The organism is Methylotenera sp. N17, assembly GCF_000799155.1.
GTDB lineage: Bacteria > Pseudomonadota > Gammaproteobacteria > Burkholderiales > Methylophilaceae > Methylophilus.
Genome location: NZ_JUGE01000001.1, coordinates 2,347,035 through 2,369,287, shown reverse-complemented (window position 1 = coordinate 2,369,287; position 22,253 = coordinate 2,347,035). Strand labels below are relative to the sequence as shown.

Below are 22,253 nucleotides of genomic sequence, written 5' to 3'. Positions count from 1 at the left end.
GTTTACGTGGCAGGTCAGTTTTTATAAGCAAATATATTAAGGTTATCAATTGCATATTCATATATTAGGTATTTGTGGCACCTTTATGGGTGGTATCGCGGTGCTGGCAAAACAAGCCGGTCATACCGTCACGGGGTGTGATGCCAATGTTTACCCGCCCATGAGCACACAGTTAGAAGCGCAGGGCATACAACTGATTGAAGGCTTTGCAGCGGAGCAGACCAAACTCAATCCGGATATGTATGTGATCGGCAATGTCGTTACCCGTGGCAACCCGCTGATGGAAGCCATTCTGAATCAAGGCTTTCCTTATATTTCCGGCCCACAATGGCTGGCGGAAAATGTGCTGCAAGGTAAATGGGTGCTAGCGGTAGCAGGCACGCATGGTAAAACCACCACTAGTTCTATGTTGGCATGGATATTAGAGTTTGCAGGTTTAGCACCAGGCTTTTTGATTGGTGGTGTGCCGGAGAATTTTGCTGTATCTGCACGTTTGCCACAGGTGCCGACCCAAGACAAAAACAGTATTTCCCCTTTCTTTGTGATCGAAGCCGACGAATACGACACGGCCTTTTTCGATAAACGTTCCAAGTTCGTCCACTATCGTCCGCGCACTGCCATTCTGAATAATTTAGAATATGACCATGCGGATATTTTTGAAGACTTGGCTGCCATAGAAAAGCAATTCCATCATTTGGTCAGAACCGTGCCGCAACAAGGCTTGGTCGTCCGCAATGGTAAAGAGGCGAGCCTGCAACGCGTGATTGATAAAGGTTGTTGGACGCCAGTAGAGCAATTTGGTACCGATGCTGATTGGCAAGCGACCAATGCCAGCGGTGATGGCCATTTTGATGTGCTATACCAAGGCCAGTTACAAGGCCGCGTGACTTGGGATTTGCTGGGTGAGCATAACCGCATGAATGCGCTGGCTTGTATTGCTGCCGCACGCCATGCAGGCGTGGCTGTTGCTACTAGTATTGAGGCACTAGGTGCGTTTAAAAATGTAAAACGCCGTATGGAAACCAAAGGCGTGGTCAATCAAATCACGGTATACGATGACTTTGCGCACCACCCTACCGCCATTGAAACGACGGTAGCAGGTTTGCGCGCCAAAGTAGGTGTCGCAAGAATACTGGCTGTGCTTGAACCTAGAAGTAACACCATGAAACTGGGCGTAATGAAAGATGCCTTGCCAGCCAGCTTAGCACAGGCAGATATAGTATTTTGCTACGGAGCCAATTTGGGTTGGGATGCTGCCGAAGCACTCAAGCCGATTGCACATAAGTCACACACCTTTGATGACTTAGATCAATTGGTCAATGCCATCGCAGGGATTGCTATTGCGGGCGACCATATTTTGGTGATGAGTAATGGCGGCTTTGGTGGCGTGCACCAAAAGATACTCGATGCGCTAAAGAGGTAATCAGGTTTGGCTGAGAAAAAACCACAGGCAGCTAAAGCAAGGACGATTGTGAAAAAAAAGACTTCACAGAGTCCGTTGATGATTGCTGTGTGGATTTCTGTGCTGGTACATTTGGTGGCGCTGAGTATCAAATTTCAGCCGGAGTTAAAGAAGTTTAAAGATAGCCTGCCCGCATTAGAAGTGATGCTGGTGAACGCCAAAACCAAAGAGGCACCCAAAAAAGCAGAGGTGCTAGCACAAGCGAATTTAGACCGTGGCGGCAATACCGATGAAAATCGCAAGCTGAAAACGGCATTGCCTTCCCCTAATCAAAAAACACAAGAAGTGAAACTGCAACAGCACGCAGAGCCGCGCAGCGCATCAAAAGCGGCAAAATTGAGCGCAGAACAAATACAAGAACAAAAGCGTGTAGAAGCCTTGGAGAAGCAGGCGCAAGAGTTGATGACACAAATCAATGCGCTACAAAAAGTACAATCCAAACCCACACAGCAAGCGGCCGCAGCTACGCCGGAGACTGGCGAACAATCCGTCAAACTGAAAGCACTGAATACGCAAGATTTATTGGCATCGGCTAAAGAAATTGACCGCTTGGAGGCATTGATTGCCAAGCAGCAAGATGAATATCAAAAGCGGCCAAAGCGCAAATTCATCGGCGCACGCACGCAAGAATATCGTTATGCCATGTATATCGAAGCTTGGCGGCAAAAGGTTGAGCGTGTCGGTAACCTGAATTACCCAGAGGCAGCTAAACATCAAAAGCTATATGGACAGCTGCAAATGACGGTCTCTATTAGAGCCGATGGTAGCTTGGAAGAGATTAAAATTAACCGCAGTTCAGGGCATAAAATATTAGATCTGGCAGCCAAGAAAATTGTGGAGTTATCTGCACCCTTTTCTGCGTTTCCGGCAGATATTAAGCGGGATGCTGACATTTTAAGTGTGACAAGGACGTGGACATTTACGCAAGAAGACGCCCTCTCCACCGAATAGGTCATTTAGTTTTTGCTTTTATGCTGCGTTGTTTTCGCTTACCGTATAGCTGCACTGTTTGCGCTCAAACGCCTTGCCTAAAAACAAAAGCTAAATGATCTGATGCTGATGGCGAATAATTTTTCAATCAAACATATAGAGTTCACGAATAAGGTATCAACACATGACCAACCACTTTAAACACCATGTATTTTTCTGTTTGAATCAACGCGAAAACGGTGAAGATTGCTGCATGAACAAAGGTGCTGAAGCTGCATTTGACCATATGAAATCGCGCGTGAAAAAGTTGGGCTTAAATGGCGAAGGCAAAGTACGTATTAACCGTGCAGGTTGCCTAGACCGCTGTGCGCAAGGGCCGTTGATGGTGGTGTATCCAGAAGCGGTCTGGTATACCTTTGTGGACAACGAAGATGTGGATGAAATCATCGAGAGCCATTTAATCAATGGCAAAGTGGTTAAGCGGCTGGTGATAGAGTAAGTACGATAACGTTAAGAAGATAAAGCACATGTCACATGTGCTTTTATTTTTTCAATCAGCGTTTCTACTTGTAATGCGGTCAGTGGCTGTGCTTGGCTATTGCGTACTGCCTCGCCCCAATGGCTATTGGGGAAGTGCTTATCCGTCTCAAAACGTGGAATGACATGCCAGTGCATATGTGGTGTTTTGTTGCCTAGGCTGGCTAGATTGATTTTGTCTGGCTGGATGACTTCGCGAATGGCGGTTTCAACCGCAAACACCACTTTCATGGTGCGGGCACGCGCTTGCGGCGCTAAGTCGGTCATTTCTTTCACATGTGCTAACAGTTCAACACGGCAATAAGCCGGATAGTCTGCATCTTGCAGTAATACCACCCGGCAAAAATCATCCTGCCAAAGAATGGCGTGCGGGCTGGCTTGGCAAAGCGGGCAAGCGCTCATACTATGAGGCTTGTAGCATTCTATCTAGCGTAAGTTTAGCCAGTGCTGCTTCATGCTTGGGTACTTTGATTTGATTGACGATGTTACCTTCTGCTAGATTTTCCAAGCACCATGCCAAGTGCTGTGGATCAATACGCGCCATGGTAGAGCACTCACACACCACGTGGCTCATAAACTGTACATGTTTACCTTGCGGCTTCATTTGCTCGGCCAGACGTGTGACTAGATTTAACTCGGTGCCCACCAGCCATTTGGTGTTGGGTGGTGCCTCACTTACGGTTCTGAGAATGTACTCGGTAGAACCTACATAATCTGAGTTTAGGCAGACTTCAAACGGTGCTTCCGGGTGAGAGATGACAAAGCCATCCGGATGCAACTTCTTAAAATGCTCGATATTTTGTGGGCGGAACATTTGATGTACTGCACAATGCCCTTTCCATAACAGGATTTTGGCATTTTTGATTTGCTCTACCGTTAAACCACCCAATGGTTGGTCTGGGTCCCATACAGGCATTTGCTCTAAGGGGATGCCCATTTTATGGCCGCTCCAGCGTCCCAAGTTTTGGTCTGGAAAGAACAGTACCTTCTCGCGTTGCTTAAAGCCCCACTCCAATATTTTTGGCGCATTGGTGCTGGTACACACAATGCCGCCATGTTCGCCACAGAATGCTTTTAAATCTGCAGCAGAGTTAATGTAGGTAATCGGCGTGATTTCCTCATCAAAGTTCAGCACTTTGTTGAGCTCACGATAGCTACGCTCTACTTTTGCTAAATTGGCCATGTCGGCCATGGAGCAGCCTGCTGCTAGGTCAGGCAAAATGACAATCTGCTCAGGGCGGCTCAAAATATCAGCCACTTCTGCCATAAAATGCACGCCCAAAAACACAATGTATTCAGCATCTAAGCTCTCGCAATACTTAGATAGTTTGAGCGAATCACCAGTGTAATCGGCATGGCGGTACACGCTTTCATGCTGATAATGGTGACCAAGAATGACTAAGCGTTTGCCCAGTTTTTCGCGTGCGGCCAGAATTCTGGCCTGACAATCGTCGTCCTTAGTGGATTGAAATTTCTCAAATTTAATAGTGGCAGTTTGCATATCTATCAATTAAAAATGTATACCGTCTATTTTACAAGTTAAGTCCATGTCTTTCACCTAATCTTTTCAGTGCATCCACATTGGTCCAAGAGAATACGCGTTGCGCTGCTTCACGCCAATCTACCCAAACGTATTGGGTGTGTTCATCCGGCGCAAGTGTAATCGGCAACGTACTCGGTAGCATCAGGCCAAATAAGTGCTCAATGTTTTCGGTAACGCCGGCAGCATAGCGGTAACGCCAGTGCGGATAAATTTCGTATACGTTGCTAGCGTGCCAATCTTGAAAATCGTAGGCTAAGGCATCCAGCCCAGTCTCTTCTTTCACTTCACGAACCGCCGCCTGCTCTGGTGTCTCGCCTAACTCGATACTACCGGTCACCGATTGCCAATAGCCCGGTTTGTCTGCACGCTCCATGATCAGCACCTCTAATGCAGGCGTGTGGATGAGTACAAGTGCAGATACGGGAATCTTATGCATCTGGCTTAAGTCGTTTTTTGCGTCACTTTGCTCGGTGCATTCACCAAGTTTTTAGGCAATTGAAACACGACGCTTTCCACCACACCCTGTAGTTCATGGACACCTTGCGCGCCAAATTGTTGCAATTGCGCAATCACTTCTTTCACTAAAATGTCTGGTGCGGAAGCGCCAGCAGAGACACCGACTTTCTGCTTGCCAATCAACCATTCCGGTTTTAAGTAACTGGCATTGTCGACCATATAGGCTTCTACACCTTGGTTCTGCGCAACCTCACGCAAGCGATTGGAGTTGGAGCTATTGGGAGAACCTACAATAACCACCAAGTCACAGTCTTTAGCCATGATTTTGACGGCATCTTGACGGTTTTGTGTGGCGTAGCAGATGTCATCACTTTTGGGCGATTGGATATTAGGAAAACGTGTTTTGAGGGCATGAATCACTTGCGCAGCATCATCCATCGAGAGTGTGGTTTGCGTCACAAACGCTAGTTTTTCACTGTCTTTGACAGCTAATGCGACAACGTCCTCGGGCGTTTCAACCAGGTACATGCCCTGCTTGCTGGGGTCGCCCTCTACTTGGCCCATGGTGCCTTCCACTTCCGGATGCCCTTTATGGCCAATCATGATGATTTCCAAGCCTTCTTTGCGCATTTTGGCCACTTCGATATGTACTTTTGTGACCAATGGACAAGTCGCATCGTAGGCGGTTAAGCCGCGTGCCTCGGCCTCTGCACGTACAGCTTTAGAGACGCCATGGGCACTGAAGATGACTGTGCTACCAGTGGGAATCTTTTCCAAATCATCTACAAAAATAGCGCCTTTTTCACGCAACTGGTTCACCACAAATTTGTTGTGGACCACTTCATTGCGCACATAAATAGGGGCGCCGAATTTTTCTAGCGCTTGTTCTACAATGATAATGGCGCGATCAACCCCAGCGCAAAATCCGCGTGGGTTGGCGAGCACAATATTAGGCTGGCTAGACTGCTCTGATGGACTCGTTTGACTCATGCTTGTTTACTCTCGTTTATCAGTGTACGGTTGCATCGGGTATAATCACACCAATTTATTGATGGCTGACCTACGATTGCGATGAAAAACACTGCAACACTGCTTATTACTTGCCCAGATGCCAAAGGCATCGTGGCCTCGATTGCTGATTTTCTGTACCAGCACAATGCCAATATTTTACACGCAGACCAGCATCAGGATGCAGAAAATAATCTGTTTTTGATGCGCGTGGAATGGGACTTAGCCAATTTTAATGTGGACGAAGCTGCGTTTGGCCAAGCGTTTGCGCCCATTGCAACCAGATTCAATATGACTTGGCAATTGAAATTGTCACAGCACAAAACGCGCGTGGCGATTATGGTGTCGCAATACGATCATTGCCTAGCTGACTTGCTACATCGCCACAAAAGCGGTGAATTGGCCTGTGAAATCCCGCTGGTGATTAGTAACCACCGTGATACGGAAGCGCTAGTGAAGTTTTATGGCATTGATTTTCATTACATTGCGGTGACCAAAGAAAACAAAACGGAGGCCGAAGCGGCGCAATTTAAATTGTTTGCTGATTACAATATCGACTTAATCGTATTGGCGCGCTATATGCAAATCTTGTCACCCGATTTTGTGGCGCGCTACCCGCAAAAAATCATCAATATTCACCATTCATTCTTGCCTGCATTTATTGGCGCACGCCCCTATCATCGCGCGTTTGAACGTGGCGTGAAGTTGATTGGTGCAACCAGTCATTATGTGACTGAAGTGTTGGATGAAGGCCCGATTATTGAGCAAGACATTGACCGTATCTCGCACCGCGACCAAGTGGAAGATTTGATTCAAAAAGGGCGGGATTTAGAACGTGTGGTGCTGTCCAAAGCTGTGCGCTGGCATATTGAAAATCGTATTTTATTGTATGCGAATAAAACGGTGATTTTTGATTAGTGTGTGAGTGGATATGAAAACGAAAAAGCGAGCTTTATGCTCGCTTTTTTATTTTGTGTTACTCCGTTGCTGGAGCATCCAATGGTGGAATCGCTGGTTCGTCCACAGGTGCAATTTCAGGTAATGGCGCATCGTCGGCGAAAGCAGGTAAAGCGTTAAATGTCATGATAGCAAACAACAATACGAGCAAACTTTTCATTTTATCTCCCTTGTTTATAGTATGACCATTGATAGATTTTTAAGCGATTTATTGCTTAAACGTGAAATCTACGCCAATCACACCAAACCTGCAATATCTGCATTAAGGGATTAATTTTTCCAATGAAAACAACTGTTTCACTTGTTCGCGCTCGCGAATCAAGTGATGTTTATCGCCATCTACCATGATTTCTGCGGCACGTGGACGCGTGTTGTAATTGCTGGCCATACTCATGCCGTAAGCACCAGCAGATTTGACAGCAAGTAGATCGCCTTCCTCAAGATTGAGTGTGCGGTCGCGCCCAAGAAAGTCACCGCTTTCGCAAACTGGCCCAACGATTTCATAGGTGCGTGCTTCTCCATCGCGCGGCTGGACGGCAACAATATCGTGATAAGCATCATACAAGGCTGGGCGCATCAGGTCGTTCATGGCAGCATCGACAATCGCGAAGTTTTTAGGCTTGTCTGCATCGTCCAAATTACCCATTTTGAGATATTCCACTTTGGTCAGCATGACACCGGCATTGCCTACTAATGCGCGACCGGGCTCAAATAATACTTTGACGTTGCGGCCAGCCAGTTTTTGCAAAATAGCTTGCGTATATTCAGCAAACGCTGGTGGTGCTTCATCCGAATAAGTAATGCCAATGCCACCACCCACATCAATATGGGTAATGTGTATGCCTTTGCTTTCCAAATGGTCGACCAACCCAAGCACACGATCCAGCGCATCTAAAAACGGTGAGAGCTCAGTAATTTGCGAGCCAATATGGCAATCTACCCCATGCACCGCAATGTTTGGCATGGCTGCCGCTTGCTCATACAGCGCAATTGCGCTCTCAAACGCCACACCAAATTTATTATTTTTAAGTCCGGTAGAAATATAAGGATGTGTTTTTGCATCTACGTTAGGATTCACCCGCAAAGATACAGGTGCGACTTTGCCCATCTCACCTGCTACGGCATTGAGTCTGTGCAGCTCACTTTCGGATTCAATGTTGAAACATAAAATGCCAGCATTCAATGCTGCGCGCATTTCTTCATGACTTTTTCCCACGCCAGAGAACACGACTTTTTTCGGATCGCCACCAGCCGCTAGCACGCGCGCGAGTTCGCCACCAGATACGATGTCAAACCCAGCGCCTAATGTGGCAAACAAATTCAGAATGGCCAAACTAGGGTTCGCTTTCACAGCAAAGCAAACCAGATGGTCCGCTTGCGTCAGCCCTGCCTGAAATTGCTTGAATGCATCAGTCAAAGCCGCCTTGGAATACACATAGCAAGGCGTTTGATATTGCTCGGCAATGGCAGTTAAGGAAACTTGTTCGGCACATAATGTGCCGTTTTTAAAATGGAATGAACTCACGATAATGGCTTATATAAATAGAGGTTAGTAGCTGGAAGCAGGTGCCGGCGCTGCAGGTTGAGGTGCAGTTTCTGGGGTGTCTTGCGGATATTGTTGCTCAGGAATATAGAGCGGCCCTTTAGTCCCGCAGGCAGTAAGCAGCATGAGTAAGGCAGAGAAACAGGCTATTTTGGTATAAATATCACGCATGGCAGAAACACCCTGACGGCAAACGAACAAGCGTGAATTTTAACATTAATGCAAAAAACGGTGGTTAATATCGAGAATAGAACCGTTTACTCCCGTTAATTCACCGATTATCGGATAGTGATAGACATGTAAGGAAGGGGTTTGGCATGATAAGTTTGTGTGATAAGGGGAATGCAAATGCTGGCAAGTATGACTTTAAATAATAGAACGCAGGGTGGTTTTAGTCTAATTGAGTTGATGGTTACATTTGCCATCATCGCTATTCTTGCAACGATTGCTATTCCTGCCTATTCTGATTATGTGAAGCAGGGCAAAGTCGCTGAAGCAACCTCTACACTTGCAGACCTCAGAATGAGGACTGAGCAGTACTTTCAAGATACTCGTACCTATGTGGACGCACCATGTACACCACCACCAGGTACCACGCAGTACTTCGACTATACATGCGAAAGAACTCCAACCACCTTTAGGATTACTGCGGATGGTAAATCCGATCACAAGATGGGAAGTTTCCAGTTTACTATTGATCAAAGCAACGAAAAAACTTCTAAGTATGAAGGTGTTTCAGGCGATACATGCTGGATTACCAAAAAAGGCGGGTCATGCTAATAATGCTGCGTTCAAAAAACCTACAGCATGGGTTCAATATGATTGAGCTGGCCGTGGTCATGAGTGTGATTGCTATAGTCAGCTTGGTTGCATTCCCAAGTTTTATGTCGATGATAGGCAATGCACAAATCAGAACGGTGGGAGAGTCATTTAGAAATGGTTTGCAATTAGCGCGCGCAGAAGCTGTTAAACGTAATCAACAAGTTAGATTTAAGATAAACGCAGACAACTCTTGGGAGGTGGGCTGCGTTACCGTAGTAGGTGATACAGATGGAGACGGGGTGGAGGATTGCCCGGCAATTATCAGCCAGAAAGCCGCTAAAGAAGGATCCAGCTCCAAAATTGTGGTGACTAAAACGGGTAATGATAATGTCATATTCAATAGTTTTGGTACGCAAACAAGTGCTAGCGGGCAATTGAAGCAACTAGATATCAAAAATTCTAATTTAAGTGGGTCTGATTTAAGGGAAGTTAGTGTGCGATTCCCGCAGGGTAGCGGCACGATTCGTATGTGCGAACCGGCGATTACCGCGCCGACAGACCCTAGAAAATGTTAGGTTGGTATGATGAGCAAACACATATCTATATATAAAACAAAACAATCGGGCTCTGTACTGTTGGAAGCATTGGTCGCCGTTTTGATTTTCTCGATGGGTATTCTTGCATTAGTGGGCTTACAGGGCGCCATGATCAAAAATAGCTCGGATGCTAAATTCAGATCGGATGCCAGTTTTATTGCGCAAGAACGTTTAGGTCGTATGTGGACAGATCCTACCAATGTCGCCAATTATATTGAGGATGCAACTCCCATAACACAGCTACCCAATGGTACACGTTCGGTGACAGTTGGCCCTAGACGGTTTGCTACGGTAACTGTGACTTGGGAAGCCCCGGGGATGGATAAGCATCAGTATGTGACCTCTGCTTATATCAGTGATGCAAAATAACTAAGATCATCGAATATGAAAAATACACAACGTGGATTTAGTTTAATTGAGTTGATGATTGGTTTGGTCATTGGGCTGATAGCCACATTGGTCATTACTAATGTATTTAGTAAGTTTGAACAACAAAAGCGCATCACTACTGGTGGAGCAGATGCGCAAACCAATGGCGCAATTGCACTTTATATTATGCGACGTGAAATTGAAAATGCGGGTTACGGATTACCTTTTTACGATAGTGCAATTACTCCTCTAAACTGCCCTGTCAATGTAACGTTTGATCATGATAATGTGGGGGCAACGCCAGAAATTGGACTGTCACCACTGGTCATTACTGATGGCGGTACCAACAGCGATAGTGTGGTTGTGCGCTCTGGCTCGACCATGAAGAGCGGAGCAAGCGTCGAGATTATCTCGGTACCAGATCCGACACCAACCGTGCAAGTGCCTACAACACTAGGCTGTACAAAAAACGATACTGCACTGATTATGCAAGAAATATCTGCTACTACTCTTAGGTGTGCAGTGGGGCGGGTTGCTGACATTACTGCGGTCTCACAAAGAATTAAAATCACCAATATTTCTGCGTCAGGGACTGCGGTGCCAGTATCTCCCGGTTTCAAGTTGGCATGCTTGGGAGGATGGAACGAGACTAACTTTACGTTATCCGGTAATCAGTTGATGCGAACCGGTGGCTTTTCAGCCACTGCCAACTTAGATGAGACAGCCATGCCGAATGCGCTGTCCTTTCCCGTTGTCAATGATATTGTAAATATCCAAGCCCAATATGGCGTGTCAGCCATACAGTCTAGCAATACGGTCACAGAGTGGGTGAATGCTACTGGTATCTGGGCGCCTGCTGCACTGAGCGTGGGTAATCGTAATCGCATTAAAGCGGTAAGAGTTGCTGTGGTGGCACGTAACCCATTGCAAGAGCGTGTAGTGGTGAGTCAAAACTGTGATGGCGCTGTCAGTGGGCTAGCCAGAGTGTGTGTATGGGGTGATACGACCAATGTAAATTTATCGGCTAACGCCAACTGGCAAAACTACCGTTATAAAGTCTATGAAACGGTGGTGCCTCTCAGAAACATCTTATGGAATAGGCAAGCGTTATGCGGGGGTGTGCCATGTTAGTCGTTGCATCTAAATCATCTCAGCGAGGGCTTGTATTATTTGTTGCATTGATTGCATTGGTGGTGATGTCTTTAGCCAGTGTGGCGCTAATTCGCTCTGTGGATACCAGCAGCCAAATTACGGGTAACCTAGCATTTAAACAAAGTACGGCGATTACATCGAGTTATGGATTGGAAGCGATGGCGGACACCATTGGTGGCCAGCTTAAATCCTATGCTTTCACTAATGATCCGAGTAATGGCTATTATGCAGTGTGTACCACCTTTGATAGCGGTGCGACTGGACAATGTAATGGTGAAAATTTAACGCTTAGCACAACATGGTCTGATGCCAACAGTAAGTTGGCGACAGGTGCTGGGATAGCGAATGGCAAAGACCCCTACGGCAATACCATTCGCTATGTGGTTGAGCGCATGTGTAACCAAAATGGTGATGTGAGCAAAGAGCGTTGCATGATGGCCGCCAGTCCTGATCCAGATAGTACTAAGAGAGGTTGCGGTTTTTGTCTAACTTTACCGCCTGTCGCTGAGCCTTTACCTATTTATCGTGTCACCGTGCGTATTGTTGGGCCTAGAAATACGGTGTCCTATGTGCAAGCGTTCGTTTCTTAACGAGGTATACAACATGAGTTTTTCCTTCAAACAGCATATATTGATTCCTTTGTGCATTGCTGTCGGCATTGTGCTGTCTGCCAATGTTTATGCGGGCAACGTAAAAATTGCTGAGAAGCCTTTGGTGAATTCAGGGACATCTGATGTGTTACCTAACATCATGTTTGTGCTCGATAACTCTGGCAGTATGGGCTATAACTATACACCTGACTGGGTTGATGATAATTCACCACCAGTATGGTTGTTTAACAATGGTGCTTACAATACGCAATTTTATAATCCTTCAATTACCTATACGGCAGCTGTTAAATATGATGGCGTATCGATGGGCAACCAAGCCTCTCCTTGGACAGCAGTAAAAAATGATGTGACAGAAACAGGTGCGGCTAAGGGCGGCACAGTCAGTTTAGTAGGCAATGCAGATTATTATGCTTATATACCGGGTGAATACTGTACGACACCGGCACTCACCACTTGTATTGCCAGTGCTACGGCCACAGCAACCTATAAATATGCTGCGCCTATCCGTTGGTGTAATAATAGTACAGCAGCAATTACTTTTGCACAGCCAGCAACTGCTGATGTGTGCCGCTCTATTCGCGAAGGCACTTATACTAATTTACGCGCCCCAAGTGCAACAGCTACAATTACGTTCAGTGGTTCCAACAGTACTAGCATTTCAAGCATTAAAGTGAGTGGTAAGGAAATATTATCAGCGACTACATCTGCCAGTACTAACAGCGGTACTGTAGCTACCAATGTGGCCAATGCAATCAATGCTTGTACTAAGGCCGTGACAGGTAACTGTAGTACGATTGGCTACAGTGCTTCTCGCTCTGGTTCGATAGTCACGATTGTGTCTGCATGGGGGGATGTCGATGTACCAATATCAGCAACTGTGACAAAATCAGGCTCAATGACTGCAACAGTTGCAGCTTTTGCAACACGTACGCCAGGCAAAATGGCATATGTAGACATTGTCTCTACCAATAATAGTTATCCGTTGCCCGGTCAAACGACAAAAGCAACTGACCGTACTGACTGCTCAAGCACTTGTACGTATGAGCAAGAAATGACTAACTACGCTAACTGGTATACCTATTATCGTATCCGTATGCAAGCGATGAAAACGGCTGCAACCATTGCTTTTAAAGGGATTGATAATCGTTACCGCGTTGGGTTCATCACCATTTCAAATCAATCGAATAACTATTTACCTATTGCCAAATTTGAATCTGGTAGCGCAGGGCAAAAAAGCAATTGGTATAAAAAGTTATATGCGACTACGCCAAGTGGCGGTACGCCATTAAGGTCAGCATTATCGATTGTGGGTAGGATTTATGCGGGTAAAAAGCCTGTAGGCAATGCGGACCCTGTAGAGTATTCATGTCAACAAAACTTTACGCTACTGACTACTGATGGGTATTGGAATACGGATGCCGCAACGGATGTCAAAGATATTAAAGGCAATGCTGTTGGTAACTTAGATAAGACCTCTCCAAGACCTCTGTACGAAGGCCCTACAGCTACCTCTGGTAGTTTGGCTGATGTTGCTAAGTATTATTACGATACGGATATTCGTAACAAAGCGGATTTTGACAATTGCAGCAACGGTACGGTAGGTAGTGATGTCTGTGGTAGTGAAAATGACCATCCCAAACAAAATATGGTGACCTTAACCTTGGGCTTGGGAATTGATGGTACGTTATTGTATTCAGATGATTACAAAGAGCAAACATCCGGCAATTATGCTGATATCAAGAGCGGTTCTGCCAATTGGTCTAACCCAATGCCAACAGAAAATGGTACCCGCATTGATGACCTGTGGCATGCAGCAGTGAATGCAGGTGGTACCTATTACAGTGCAAAAAATCCTAAGTTGTTGAGAGACTCACTAATTAAAGGTTTGTCTGAAATTAAGAGCGTGTATGGTGCTGGTTCTGCTGCTGCTGCCAGTAGCTTGGCACCAACTGCTGGCGATAACTTTCAATATGTCGCGAGCTATAGCACTGTAAAGTGGACGGGTAACTTAGAGGCTAGAACGGTTGATGTGGACACGCTTAAAACCAGTCAAAAAGCGACTTGGTGTGCAGAGAACGTGGCCAGCGGAACGTGCACATCACCAGCTGTTTTAAAAGCAGTCACATCAGGTAGTACGCAAACATTCTATTGCGAGACGCCATCATCGGATACAGATACATGTGGTGACTTGGGTGGACAGCTTGGTATTGGCGGAACATCCAATGCGTGCTATGTGGAGGTGCCAACCATTTGCACTGGCACCATGTCTTCATTAGTCTCACAAACGAGCGATTCACGAAAAATTTATGTGAATAGCGGCGGCACTTTAACTAATTTTACAGCGGGCGCTTTGAGCTCTAGTGCTCAGACTGCTTTTGTAAATGGCTATAATGCTTTAAGTCAGTACTCTGACTACAGCGCAACACAACAAAGTAATGCAAATAAAGTGGCTAATTTGGTCAGTTATTTACGTGGTCAAACACAGTACGATAATCGCACATCAAATCCTGATCCAGAAAAAAAATTGTTTCGTCCACGTGAAGCGGTGTTGGGTGATATTACTCAATCTAAACCGGCCTACTTGAAGAAATCTACTTCGCTTTATGTGGATCCTGGCTATACCGCGTTTAAGGATGCTACTGCCAGTCGGCAAGGTACGGTATTTGTGGGTGCCAATGATGGTATGTTGCACGCATTTAATGCAGATACTGGCATAGAGATGTGGGCGTATATTCCAACCCCTGTCATTAAAAATCTGCCAAAGCTTGCAGATAGAGATTATGCAATCAAACATGCCAATTATGTGAATGGCAACCCCGCTTTAGCAGATATCTGCATATCGGGTTGTGATACGGCAAGTGCGATATGGAAAACTATTTTGATTGGTGGATTAAACGGCGGTGGACGTGGCTATTATGCGTTAGATGTGACCAGCCCGACTAGCCCAGTTTTATTATGGGAGTTTACTGCCGATCAAGATAGTAGTGTTGGCTATAGTTTTGGTGAGCCAGTAGTAACAAAACTCAGTTCAGGCGTCAACGCTGGTAAATGGGTGGTGCTACTCACATCCGGTTATAACAATGGTACCTTGGATAGTGATGGGGTCACTAGCAATAGTCCAACAGGCAATGGACAAGGCTATTTGTATACGTTGAATGCCTATAATGGTGTACTCATTAAAAAGATCGGTACTGGCGCTGGTACTTCATCATCCCCTAGTGGCCTAGCAAAAATAACGGCATATGTAGACGATACTTTTAGAAATAACTTTGCAAAGTATGTGTATGGTGGGGACTTAGAAGGTGGTTTATGGCGTTTTAATTTAGATGATGGTGTGGCAGTAAAAATTGCGACATTGAGAGATGGTGGCGGCGTTCCTCAGTCGATTACTACGATGCCAGAACTTGGATTGATTAATAAAAAACGTGTGCTATTTGTAGGAACGGGTAAGTATCTTGAAGAGACTGATTTGACTAGCACGCAAGTACAAACCGTATATGCAATTAAAGACGACAATATTTCAGCTGAAATTACTAGCTTAAGAAGCGGTGGGTTGGTTACACAAACACTGAGTTCGACAGGAGATTTCCGTACGGCAAGTTCCAATAGCGTTGATTTTGGAACGGGTTATGGCTGGTTGGTGGATTTCCCTGCTGGCGAGCGTGTCAATGTAGATCCGCTCTTGTTAAATGGTGTGTTGTTGATGCCAACAACGGTGCCTAACAGTACGAGTTGTCTAGGCGGCGGCTATGGCTGGTTTAACTACTTTAACTATAAAACAGGTGGCTCTCCAGGCTTGGCAGGTGGTATTGTGTCTGAAAAACTGAACACGCCAGCGGTAGGCTTTAATATTCTGTATGACAAGAATGGAAAGCCGGTGGTGTCAGTGGTGGAAAGTAATGATCCAACACCACATCATCTAAAAAACAAAGATGTAGCGGCCAATTCCAGTGCATCTAGAGATACTATATTTGAGCTATTTGATGATGGTACTTATGGCAGACGTTCTATTTGGCGAGAGCTCGTAAAGTAAGAAACGTAGATATAGTACTTAAAAGCGCCTTGGCAACAAGGCGTTTTTTTATTGCTGTTCAGCCAGTAGTAGTTTTGCCGTAATCCATCCATTAATCACCCCAAAAAACAACGCAGCCAATCCAAAGATAGGGATTAGATACGACACGCTGGCATGCGGAATCAGCAGCAGTCTTACTACAATCAGTTGTCCACCAATATGTGCAAATGCCGCCAATATACTCAGGCTGATGACGCTAAAGTGCTGTTTGGGTAATCGGTTGGCCAGCATTAGTGCCAATAGGCTCATGATTGCGCCGCTCAAACTCAGCAAAAACGTGGGGGATAAAAACTGCCCGAGCAATAAGCTGCTTGCGAATACGCGTAGTAGGCTTACCCACGCTGCAGTTTTAATACCGTAGCGTGCGAGTACATACAAAATCACAATATTGGCTAACCCAGGTTTAACGCCGGGGATGGGCGATGGAAATGCAGACTCTATTAAATGCAAACCAATGGCAAAAGCGGTGAGTTTTGCAGTGCGGTGGTCTTCCTCAGAAGCCTGAAAGTGGATGATAGCCATTAGTAGTTAAGCGTGTCCATGGTTGGCACTGCGCCAATTAACTCTATGCTCACTTGATTGGGAATGCAAATGGCCACCTGCCCTGCATGCTGCAGCCAGCCTTGGTGTACACAGTACTGACTATTACACGGGGATTGCTTAAATCGTACTTTACCTTGCTGAATATCAATGGCGGAAACGCCAATTTTCCCGGGTATCTTCAATGATTTTGTTTGCATCAGACTGAACTCACCAAACACAGTGCTGCCTGTACGTATGCGTAATGTGGTGGCGGGTTGCTGTGACCACAGTGTAAAAAAACTCAGTATGACCAAGCCCAAACTGAAGCCAATTACCAGCCAATCTCCCCATAATGGTTTAGGGAAGTGCTTGAAATTACTCAAGCGCCCGAACACGCGTTTGCGCCTCTTTATCTAGCCAATTCAATTGCTTTTGCATGGCTGGGCTAGCGAGTATTTCACCGTTTTCTTGAATGATCAGCACGTGAGATACCTCCATTTTTTTGGCAAATTCAGCTTTGCGAGCGGGCTCACTGATGAAAATAGGTTTGGAGCTGACATCCGAGCGTACGCCAGCATCTTTACTTGGGGGAATGAGTACTGTGACCGATTGCGTGCCCTGTGCCGGATAACCGGTACGTGGATCAATGATATGACAGTAACGTTTGCCATCCAACATAAAGAAGCGTTGATAATCACCAGACGTACCAATGGCCCAGCCACTACCAAGGGCAACGGTGGCAATAGCATCCGGTTTTCTGGGGTGTTGAATGCCCACAGTCCATGGCCGATCACCATGTTGGCCGACTGCAATCACGTTGCCACCGATATTAATCAGTGCATTTTGCACATGAAATTCTTGAAGAATTTTCAAGCCGACATCCAGCGCATAGCCCTTGGCATAGCCGCCTAAATCTAATTTTACATGGGGATTTTTGCTCGATATTTGATGTTGATTCAACACAATATCCGACATGCTTGCGTGTTGTGCAAGCAATGCGGACAGCTCAGCTTCATCGGGTGTACGTGCAGGAAAGTCATCACTCTGGAATCCCCAGTAATGAATGATGTTGCCAATCGCTGGATTGAATAGCCCTTCCGATTGTAGCGAGCGTTGTGAGGCGTCTGCAATCATGTCTGCCATGTCTTGTTCAATCAGTTTGGGTTTGCCTTCTGCAAAGGTCTTGTTGATGCCATTGAGCTCGCTGGGTTTCCATGCGTGTAGGCGATTGTGTATGGCTTGAAATTGGCGCGTAATTTCACTGGCAATGAATTGCGCTTCAGGTTCTTTTTCGCCATAAATGGAGATGTCGACCAAGGTGCCAAAGACGTAGCTTTGGCTGTGATATAGCGGGTCTAATTGAATGCTGCAGCTGAGTTGGGTAAAGCTGATGAGTAACAAAAATAAATAGCGCATGCGCGCTATGATAACTGGACTAACGCAATCCTTCCAGCGCTACGGTATCTTCTCTAGTGCAACTATGCTTTCTAGTGCTTCTATCCAAAGCTGTGCTGGGTTGCAGTCAGTTTGTGCGGCAATTTCCACCATGCCGGTTGGGCTGGTGACATTGATTTCGGTCAAGTGCTCGCCAATCACATCCAAGCCTACCAAAAACAAGCCTTCTGCCTTCAGCGATTGGCCCACAGTACGTGCGATTTCCCAATCGCGCTCGGTGAGTGGCTGGGCCACGCCTTTGCCGCCAGCGGCGAGGTTGCCACGCGTTTCTCCTGGCTTAGGGATGCGCGCCAATGCATACGGGGCTGGTGCACCATGGATGACCAAAATACGTTTATCGCCTTGCTTGATGGCAGGCAAATAACGCTGTGCCATGATGGTGCGCTGTTCATACTCGGTCACGGTTTCTAGAATCGCACCGATATTCGGGTCTTGCTCAGTCAGGCGAAAAATACCACTGCCGCCCATGCCATCTAATGGTTTGACGACGATGTCGTGATGGTGCGCTAAAAAATCACGGATGCGTGCATTGCTGTTGGTCACCAAAAACTCGGGTGCAAATTGCGGAAATTTGGCCACAGAGAGTTTTTCATTCCAGCTGCGGATCGCAGTTGGATTGTTCAGCACGCGTGCGCCCTGTTGCGATGCGAGCTCTAATAAATAAGTGCTATACAAATATTCGTTATCAAAAGGCGGGTCTTTGCGCATCAGCACCGCATCAAAGGCACTCGGCAGGTAGTCTTCACTGGCACCCAGTTGATACCATGATTCACCTGTTTGCAGCGTCAACGCGGTGGCACGAATATGCACAGTGGCTTGCTGTAAATAAAGATCATGCTGCTCACAAACAAATAGTGCATGACCACGTGCCGCAGCGGCACGCATCATGGCAATGCTGGTATCTTTATAAGATTTAAGCTGTTGAATCGGGTCAATAATGAATAGTAATTTCATTGTGCGCCTTGCATAAAGATGTCGCTGATTATTGATTCAATGGATCTTGTTCTTCCAGTTCAATGGCTGCTGCCAGTAAGGCCAAGCGTGCTACCACGCCGTATGCATAGAAGCGATTTGGCGGTGCGTCCGGCTTACCTGCACAATCTGGCAATGAACAGGATTTCTCAAAGGCCAGTGGCACAAAATGCATGCCTGGTGCATTAAGGTTTTCATCGACAGCACGTCCGGTATGTACGCGGTAAAAGCCACCAATCACAAAGTGATCCATCATATACACCACGGGCTCGGCCACTGCATCGTTAATGCTCTCAAAGGTATATACACCTTCTTGGATAATCACTTCGGACACTTGCAGGCCTTCTTTGACTACTGACATCTTATTGCGGGTTTTGCGGTTCAAATCACGGACGTCATCTGGTGATTTGACTGTCATGATGCCCATGCCATAGGTGCCGGCATCGGCTTTCACAATGACAAAAGGCTCTTGGGTAATGCCATATTCGGCATATTTCAGTTTGATTTTATTCAGTAACTCTTCCACTTTTTGCGCCAGACACTCTTCGCCGGTGCGGGCATGAAAGTCTACTTCGCCGCAGGTGTCAAAATATGGGTTTAATATCCAAGGGTCTATGTCTAGCAATGTTGAGAACTCATCCACGACACGGTTATAGGCTGCAAAATGTTGTGATTTACGACGCGTAGACCAGCCGGCATGCAATGGTGGGATTAGGTTTTGTTCTAGGTGCTCTAAAATTGGCGGAATACCACCGGACAAATCGTTATTCAAGAGCACGGCACAACTATCAAATGCTTCATAAGTCACGCCATCCAGCGTACTTTGTTTGAGCATGATACGGTTTTTCTCGCGCACCACAGGTTCTAGCACGATGCTATGGCCATCATGCGTTTCGAGCCGTGTGATAGCCGTAATCTCAGGCGAGATGCTGCCAATTCTGACGTCTAAACCTGCGGCATGCATGATATTGCTTAGCTCATACACGTTGCGTAAATAAAAGGTATTGCGCGTGTGATTTTCCGGAATAATCAATAAACGCCTAGCCTCCGGACAGATTTTTTCTACGGCGACCTGTGCTGCCTGCACACTTAAACTCAAGAATTCCGGATTCAGGTTATTAAATCCACCGGGAAATAGATTGGTATCAACTGGGGCGAGCTTGAATCCGGCATTTCTTAAATCGACGCTGGCATAAAACGGTGAGGCGTACTCTTGCCATTGGCTACGAAACCAATGCTCGATTTGCGGCATGGCCGCCAGCATACGTTTTTCTAAATCCAGTAATTGACCGTTTAATGCAGTAGTTAAGTGAGGCACCATAATGTTGATAATCCAAAAAATTGATCTATTGATGATGGATGGAGACTGCACGTCGATAATTCAAGCGTGCTTAGCGTACTCCTTTTGTTGTGTTTAGACCACTGAGTGTGCCTGCAAGTCGGCATGATAGCTACTGCGGACCATCGGGCCGCTCGCTGCGTTATCAAAGCCCATAGCGTCTGCTTGTGATTTTAAGTGGTCAAATATGGCAGGTTCTACATAGCGCATTACCGGCAAGTGGTGCACGCTAGGCTGCAAATATTGGCCTAATGTGAGCATGCTCACTTGGTGTGCTCTTAAATCACGCATCACCGCTAATATCTCATCGTCGGTTTCGCCCAAGCCAAGCATCAGGCCGGATTTGGTGGGGATATGCGGATACATCTCGCTAAAGGCTTTAAGCAGGTTCAGTGAGTTTTGATAGTCTGAGCCAGGACGCGCTTGCTTGTATAAACGTGGCACGGTTTCCAGATTGTGGTTCATGACATCTGGCGGGGCTTTGCGCAGTATTTCTAGCGCAACATCTAAACGGCCACGAAAATCTGGCACTAAAATTTCAATTTTAATATGCGGGGATTGCTGGCGAACGGCGTGAATGCAATCCACAAAGTGCTGTGCGCCGCCATCTTTTAAGTCATCACGGTCTACCGAAGTAATGACCACATACTTTAAGCCCATTTGCGCGATGGTACGGGCAAGGTTTTCCGGCTCATTCACATCGGGTGGCAATGGTTTGCCGTGGGCAACATCACAGAACGGGCATCTGCGTGTGCAAATGTCGCCTAAAATCATAAAGGTAGCAGTGCCACCACTAAAGCACTCGCCGATATTGGGGCAGCTGGCTTCTTCACACACCGTATGTAAATTGTTCTCACGCAGCACACGTTTGATTTCTTGAAAACGCGCCGAATCTGGCACTTTCATGCGAATCCATTCAGGTTTGCGCAACATGGGTTGTGGCACGATTTTAATAGGAATGCGCGCCGTTTTAGCGGCATCTACTTCCTTTACCCCTGCAATTTTTCTAGCAGGCGGCGTCACTGGATTTATCGGGTCGGCCATGCGTTTAATTTCTTTTCTAATATGGAGAGTAAAGCCTCTCCTATTTCTGTCAGTGTGGCTTGAATGCCAAGCGCTTTGGTTTGCGTCGTGCTTAATCCGGCATACCCGCATGGGTCGATAGCCTCAAACGGCGCTAAATCCATGTCGATATTTAAGCTCAAGCCATGATAACAGCATTGATTTTTCAAGCGTAACCCTAGTGAAGCGATTTTCTTTGTATCGACATAAACACCCGGAGCATCTGGTTTAGCTACGGATGACACGTCATACAATGCCAGTACTTCTATTAAGCTCGTTTCTAAGATGGTGACAAGTTGTCGCACATTCAAGCCGCGGCGTGCTAAATCAATTAAACAGTAGACAATGAGTTGCCCCGGCCCATGGTAAGTGATTTTACCGCCGCGATCCACCATGACGACAGGGATATCGTTCTGTGGTAGGCGTACGCCCTTACGATTGAGCCCCAATGTATACACAGGTGGGTGCTCAGTCAGCCATAATTCATCAGTAGTGTGTGCGTCTCTGGCTGCAGTAAACGCTTGCATGGCCTGCAATGTGGTTTGGTAATTGGTCAGTGCTAAACGTTTAACTTGGATATCCATGGATCGTGGCGGAATGTGAAAACATCTAGCCCAATGTGGTTAGAGCACCACTTTCACCATGGGGTGAGCAGTCAGTGTGCGATAAATATCATCCAGCTGTGGCTTGGAGGTGACATAGACCAAGCAAGTGAGGCTAATGTACTTGCCGCCCACGCTGCCACGCATCTCAATTAAATGTGCGCCAAAATCGGGAATATGTTGCTGAATAGCTTCTGTAATAGCCGTAGTAAAATCCGGGTGCGTTTCTCCCATCACTTTGATGGGAAAGTCACACGGAAACTCAATCAGTGTTTCTTGCTGGGATGGGTCAATATCGGCCAT

The 22,253-nt window shown here is 46.3% G+C and carries 25 protein-coding genes; 10 read left to right on the top strand and 15 right to left on the bottom strand.

Features of this window, described 5'->3' with window-relative positions; all coding sequences use genetic code 11:
* Positions 1-49 precede the first annotated feature (49 nt).
* The 3 genes from mpl (at position 50) to FG11_RS11290 (ending at position 2,891) form a co-directional block, all read left to right on the top strand.
* Positions 50-1,423 (top strand): UDP-N-acetylmuramate:L-alanyl-gamma-D-glutamyl-meso-diaminopimelate ligase, encoded by a 1,374-nt coding sequence (gene mpl / locus FG11_RS11300; protein ID WP_047535160.1) that lies wholly within the window; start codon positions 50-52, stop codon positions 1,421-1,423.
* A gap of 6 nt (positions 1,424-1,429) precedes the next feature.
* Positions 1,430-2,413 (top strand): energy transducer TonB, encoded by a 984-nt coding sequence (locus tag FG11_RS11295; protein WP_047535158.1) that lies wholly within the window; start codon positions 1,430-1,432, stop codon positions 2,411-2,413.
* Positions 2,414-2,576: 163 nt separating this feature from the next.
* The gene (locus tag FG11_RS11290; RefSeq protein WP_025225143.1) at positions 2,577-2,891 is read left to right on the top strand and encodes a (2Fe-2S) ferredoxin domain-containing protein; all 315 of its coding nucleotides are present in this window, start codon (positions 2,577-2,579) and stop codon (positions 2,889-2,891) included.
* Positions 2,892-2,902: 11 nt separating this feature from the next.
* Here the strand turns inward: FG11_RS11290 and FG11_RS11285 are convergent, their stop codons facing one another.
* The 4 genes from FG11_RS11285 to ispH are packed head-to-tail and all read right to left on the bottom strand — an operon-like array spanning position 2,903 to position 5,918.
* A complete protein-coding gene (locus FG11_RS11285; RefSeq protein ID WP_047535156.1) occupies positions 2,903-3,331 on the bottom strand; it encodes an HIT family protein in 429 nt (142 codons plus the stop codon).
* 1 nt (position 3,332) lies between these two features.
* Complete coding sequence (gene nadA, locus FG11_RS11280) at positions 3,333-4,430, bottom strand: quinolinate synthase NadA (protein WP_047535154.1); 1,098 nt, start codon at positions 4,428-4,430, stop codon at positions 3,333-3,335.
* Between the two features lie 31 nt (positions 4,431-4,461).
* Positions 4,462-4,908: a dihydroneopterin triphosphate diphosphatase gene (nudB, locus tag FG11_RS11275; protein ID WP_025225141.1), complete on the bottom strand. Its 447-nt coding sequence runs from the start codon at positions 4,906-4,908 to the stop codon at positions 4,462-4,464.
* Positions 4,909-4,913: 5 nt separating this feature from the next.
* Positions 4,914-5,918, bottom strand: a complete 1,005-nt coding sequence (gene ispH, locus FG11_RS11270) for a 4-hydroxy-3-methylbut-2-enyl diphosphate reductase (RefSeq protein ID WP_047535150.1) — start codon at positions 5,916-5,918, stop codon at positions 4,914-4,916.
* Between the two features lie 81 nt (positions 5,919-5,999).
* Here ispH and purU point away from each other — a divergent pair, with 81 nt between their 5' ends.
* On the top strand, positions 6,000-6,854 hold the full coding sequence (purU, locus tag FG11_RS11265; RefSeq protein ID WP_047535148.1) for a formyltetrahydrofolate deformylase: 855 nt from the start codon (positions 6,000-6,002) through the stop codon (positions 6,852-6,854).
* 58 nt (positions 6,855-6,912) lie between these two features.
* Here the strand turns inward: purU and FG11_RS13650 are convergent, their stop codons facing one another.
* The 3 genes from FG11_RS13650 to lptM form a co-directional block, all read right to left on the bottom strand.
* On the bottom strand, positions 6,913-7,053 hold the full coding sequence (locus FG11_RS13650) for a hypothetical protein (protein WP_020183189.1): 141 nt from the start codon (positions 7,051-7,053) through the stop codon (positions 6,913-6,915).
* Between the two features lie 102 nt (positions 7,054-7,155).
* The gene (lysA, locus tag FG11_RS11260; protein ID WP_047535145.1) at positions 7,156-8,418 is read right to left on the bottom strand and encodes a diaminopimelate decarboxylase; all 1,263 of its coding nucleotides are present in this window, start codon (positions 8,416-8,418) and stop codon (positions 7,156-7,158) included.
* 24 nt (positions 8,419-8,442) lie between these two features.
* Positions 8,443-8,607 carry an LPS translocon maturation chaperone LptM gene (gene lptM / locus FG11_RS13575; RefSeq protein ID WP_020183187.1) on the bottom strand — a complete coding sequence of 55 codons (165 nt, stop codon included), beginning with the start codon at positions 8,605-8,607 and terminating at the stop codon, positions 8,443-8,445.
* Positions 8,608-8,784: 177 nt separating this feature from the next.
* Here lptM and FG11_RS11255 point away from each other — a divergent pair, with 177 nt between their 5' ends.
* From FG11_RS11255 to FG11_RS11230, 6 genes are read left to right on the top strand one after another with little or no spacing between them, the layout of a single operon-like run.
* Positions 8,785-9,216: a type IV pilin protein gene (locus FG11_RS11255; protein ID WP_235276382.1), complete on the top strand. Its 432-nt coding sequence runs from the start codon at positions 8,785-8,787 to the stop codon at positions 9,214-9,216.
* A gap of 2 nt (positions 9,217-9,218) precedes the next feature.
* Positions 9,219-9,773: a GspH/FimT family pseudopilin gene (locus FG11_RS11250; protein WP_025225136.1), complete on the top strand. Its 555-nt coding sequence runs from the start codon at positions 9,219-9,221 to the stop codon at positions 9,771-9,773.
* A gap of 6 nt (positions 9,774-9,779) precedes the next feature.
* Entirely contained in the window at positions 9,780-10,163 is a 384-nt protein-coding gene (locus FG11_RS11245; protein ID WP_025225135.1) for a type IV pilus modification PilV family protein, read from the top strand.
* A gap of 15 nt (positions 10,164-10,178) precedes the next feature.
* A complete protein-coding gene (locus tag FG11_RS11240) occupies positions 10,179-11,294 on the top strand; it encodes a PilW family protein (RefSeq protein WP_047535142.1) in 1,116 nt (371 codons plus the stop codon).
* Positions 11,288-11,905, top strand: a complete 618-nt coding sequence (locus FG11_RS11235; protein WP_047535139.1) for a pilus assembly PilX family protein — start codon at positions 11,288-11,290, stop codon at positions 11,903-11,905. Before FG11_RS11240 ends, FG11_RS11235 begins: the two co-directional genes overlap by 7 nt.
* Positions 11,906-11,918: 13 nt before the next feature.
* Complete coding sequence (locus FG11_RS11230; protein WP_052185031.1) at positions 11,919-15,959, top strand: pilus assembly protein; 4,041 nt, start codon at positions 11,919-11,921, stop codon at positions 15,957-15,959.
* A gap of 48 nt (positions 15,960-16,007) precedes the next feature.
* Here FG11_RS11230 and FG11_RS11225 read toward each other — a convergent pair whose 3' ends face one another.
* The 8 genes from FG11_RS11225 to FG11_RS11190 all read right to left on the bottom strand — a co-directional run bounded on the left by FG11_RS11225 (position 16,008) and on the right by FG11_RS11190 (position 22,253).
* Positions 16,008-16,520, bottom strand: coding sequence for a Gx transporter family protein (locus FG11_RS11225; RefSeq protein ID WP_047535136.1), 513 nt, complete (start codon positions 16,518-16,520; stop codon positions 16,008-16,010).
* Positions 16,520-16,903: a NusG domain II-containing protein gene (locus tag FG11_RS11220; RefSeq protein ID WP_047535133.1), complete on the bottom strand. Its 384-nt coding sequence runs from the start codon at positions 16,901-16,903 to the stop codon at positions 16,520-16,522. The genes FG11_RS11225 and FG11_RS11220 overlap by 1 nt, the downstream gene beginning before the upstream one ends.
* Entirely contained in the window at positions 16,896-17,936 is a 1,041-nt protein-coding gene (locus tag FG11_RS11215) for an FAD:protein FMN transferase (RefSeq protein WP_047535130.1), read from the bottom strand. Before FG11_RS11215 ends, FG11_RS11220 begins: the two co-directional genes overlap by 8 nt.
* Before the next feature lie 39 nt (positions 17,937-17,975).
* Positions 17,976-18,929, bottom strand: coding sequence for a glutathione synthase (gene gshB / locus FG11_RS11210; RefSeq protein WP_047535127.1), 954 nt, complete (start codon positions 18,927-18,929; stop codon positions 17,976-17,978).
* 28 nt (positions 18,930-18,957) lie between these two features.
* Positions 18,958-20,268: a glutamate--cysteine ligase gene (gene gshA, locus FG11_RS11205; protein WP_047535124.1), complete on the bottom strand. Its 1,311-nt coding sequence runs from the start codon at positions 20,266-20,268 to the stop codon at positions 18,958-18,960.
* Between the two features lie 93 nt (positions 20,269-20,361).
* Positions 20,362-21,330, bottom strand: coding sequence for a lipoyl synthase (gene lipA / locus FG11_RS11200; protein WP_047535122.1), 969 nt, complete (start codon positions 21,328-21,330; stop codon positions 20,362-20,364).
* Positions 21,315-21,932 (bottom strand): lipoyl(octanoyl) transferase LipB, encoded by a 618-nt coding sequence (gene lipB / locus FG11_RS11195; protein ID WP_047535120.1) that lies wholly within the window; start codon positions 21,930-21,932, stop codon positions 21,315-21,317. The genes lipA and lipB overlap by 16 nt, the downstream gene beginning before the upstream one ends.
* A 39-nt stretch (positions 21,933-21,971) precedes the next feature.
* Positions 21,972-22,253, bottom strand: coding sequence for an HP0495 family protein (locus FG11_RS11190; protein WP_020183173.1), 282 nt, complete (start codon positions 22,251-22,253; stop codon positions 21,972-21,974).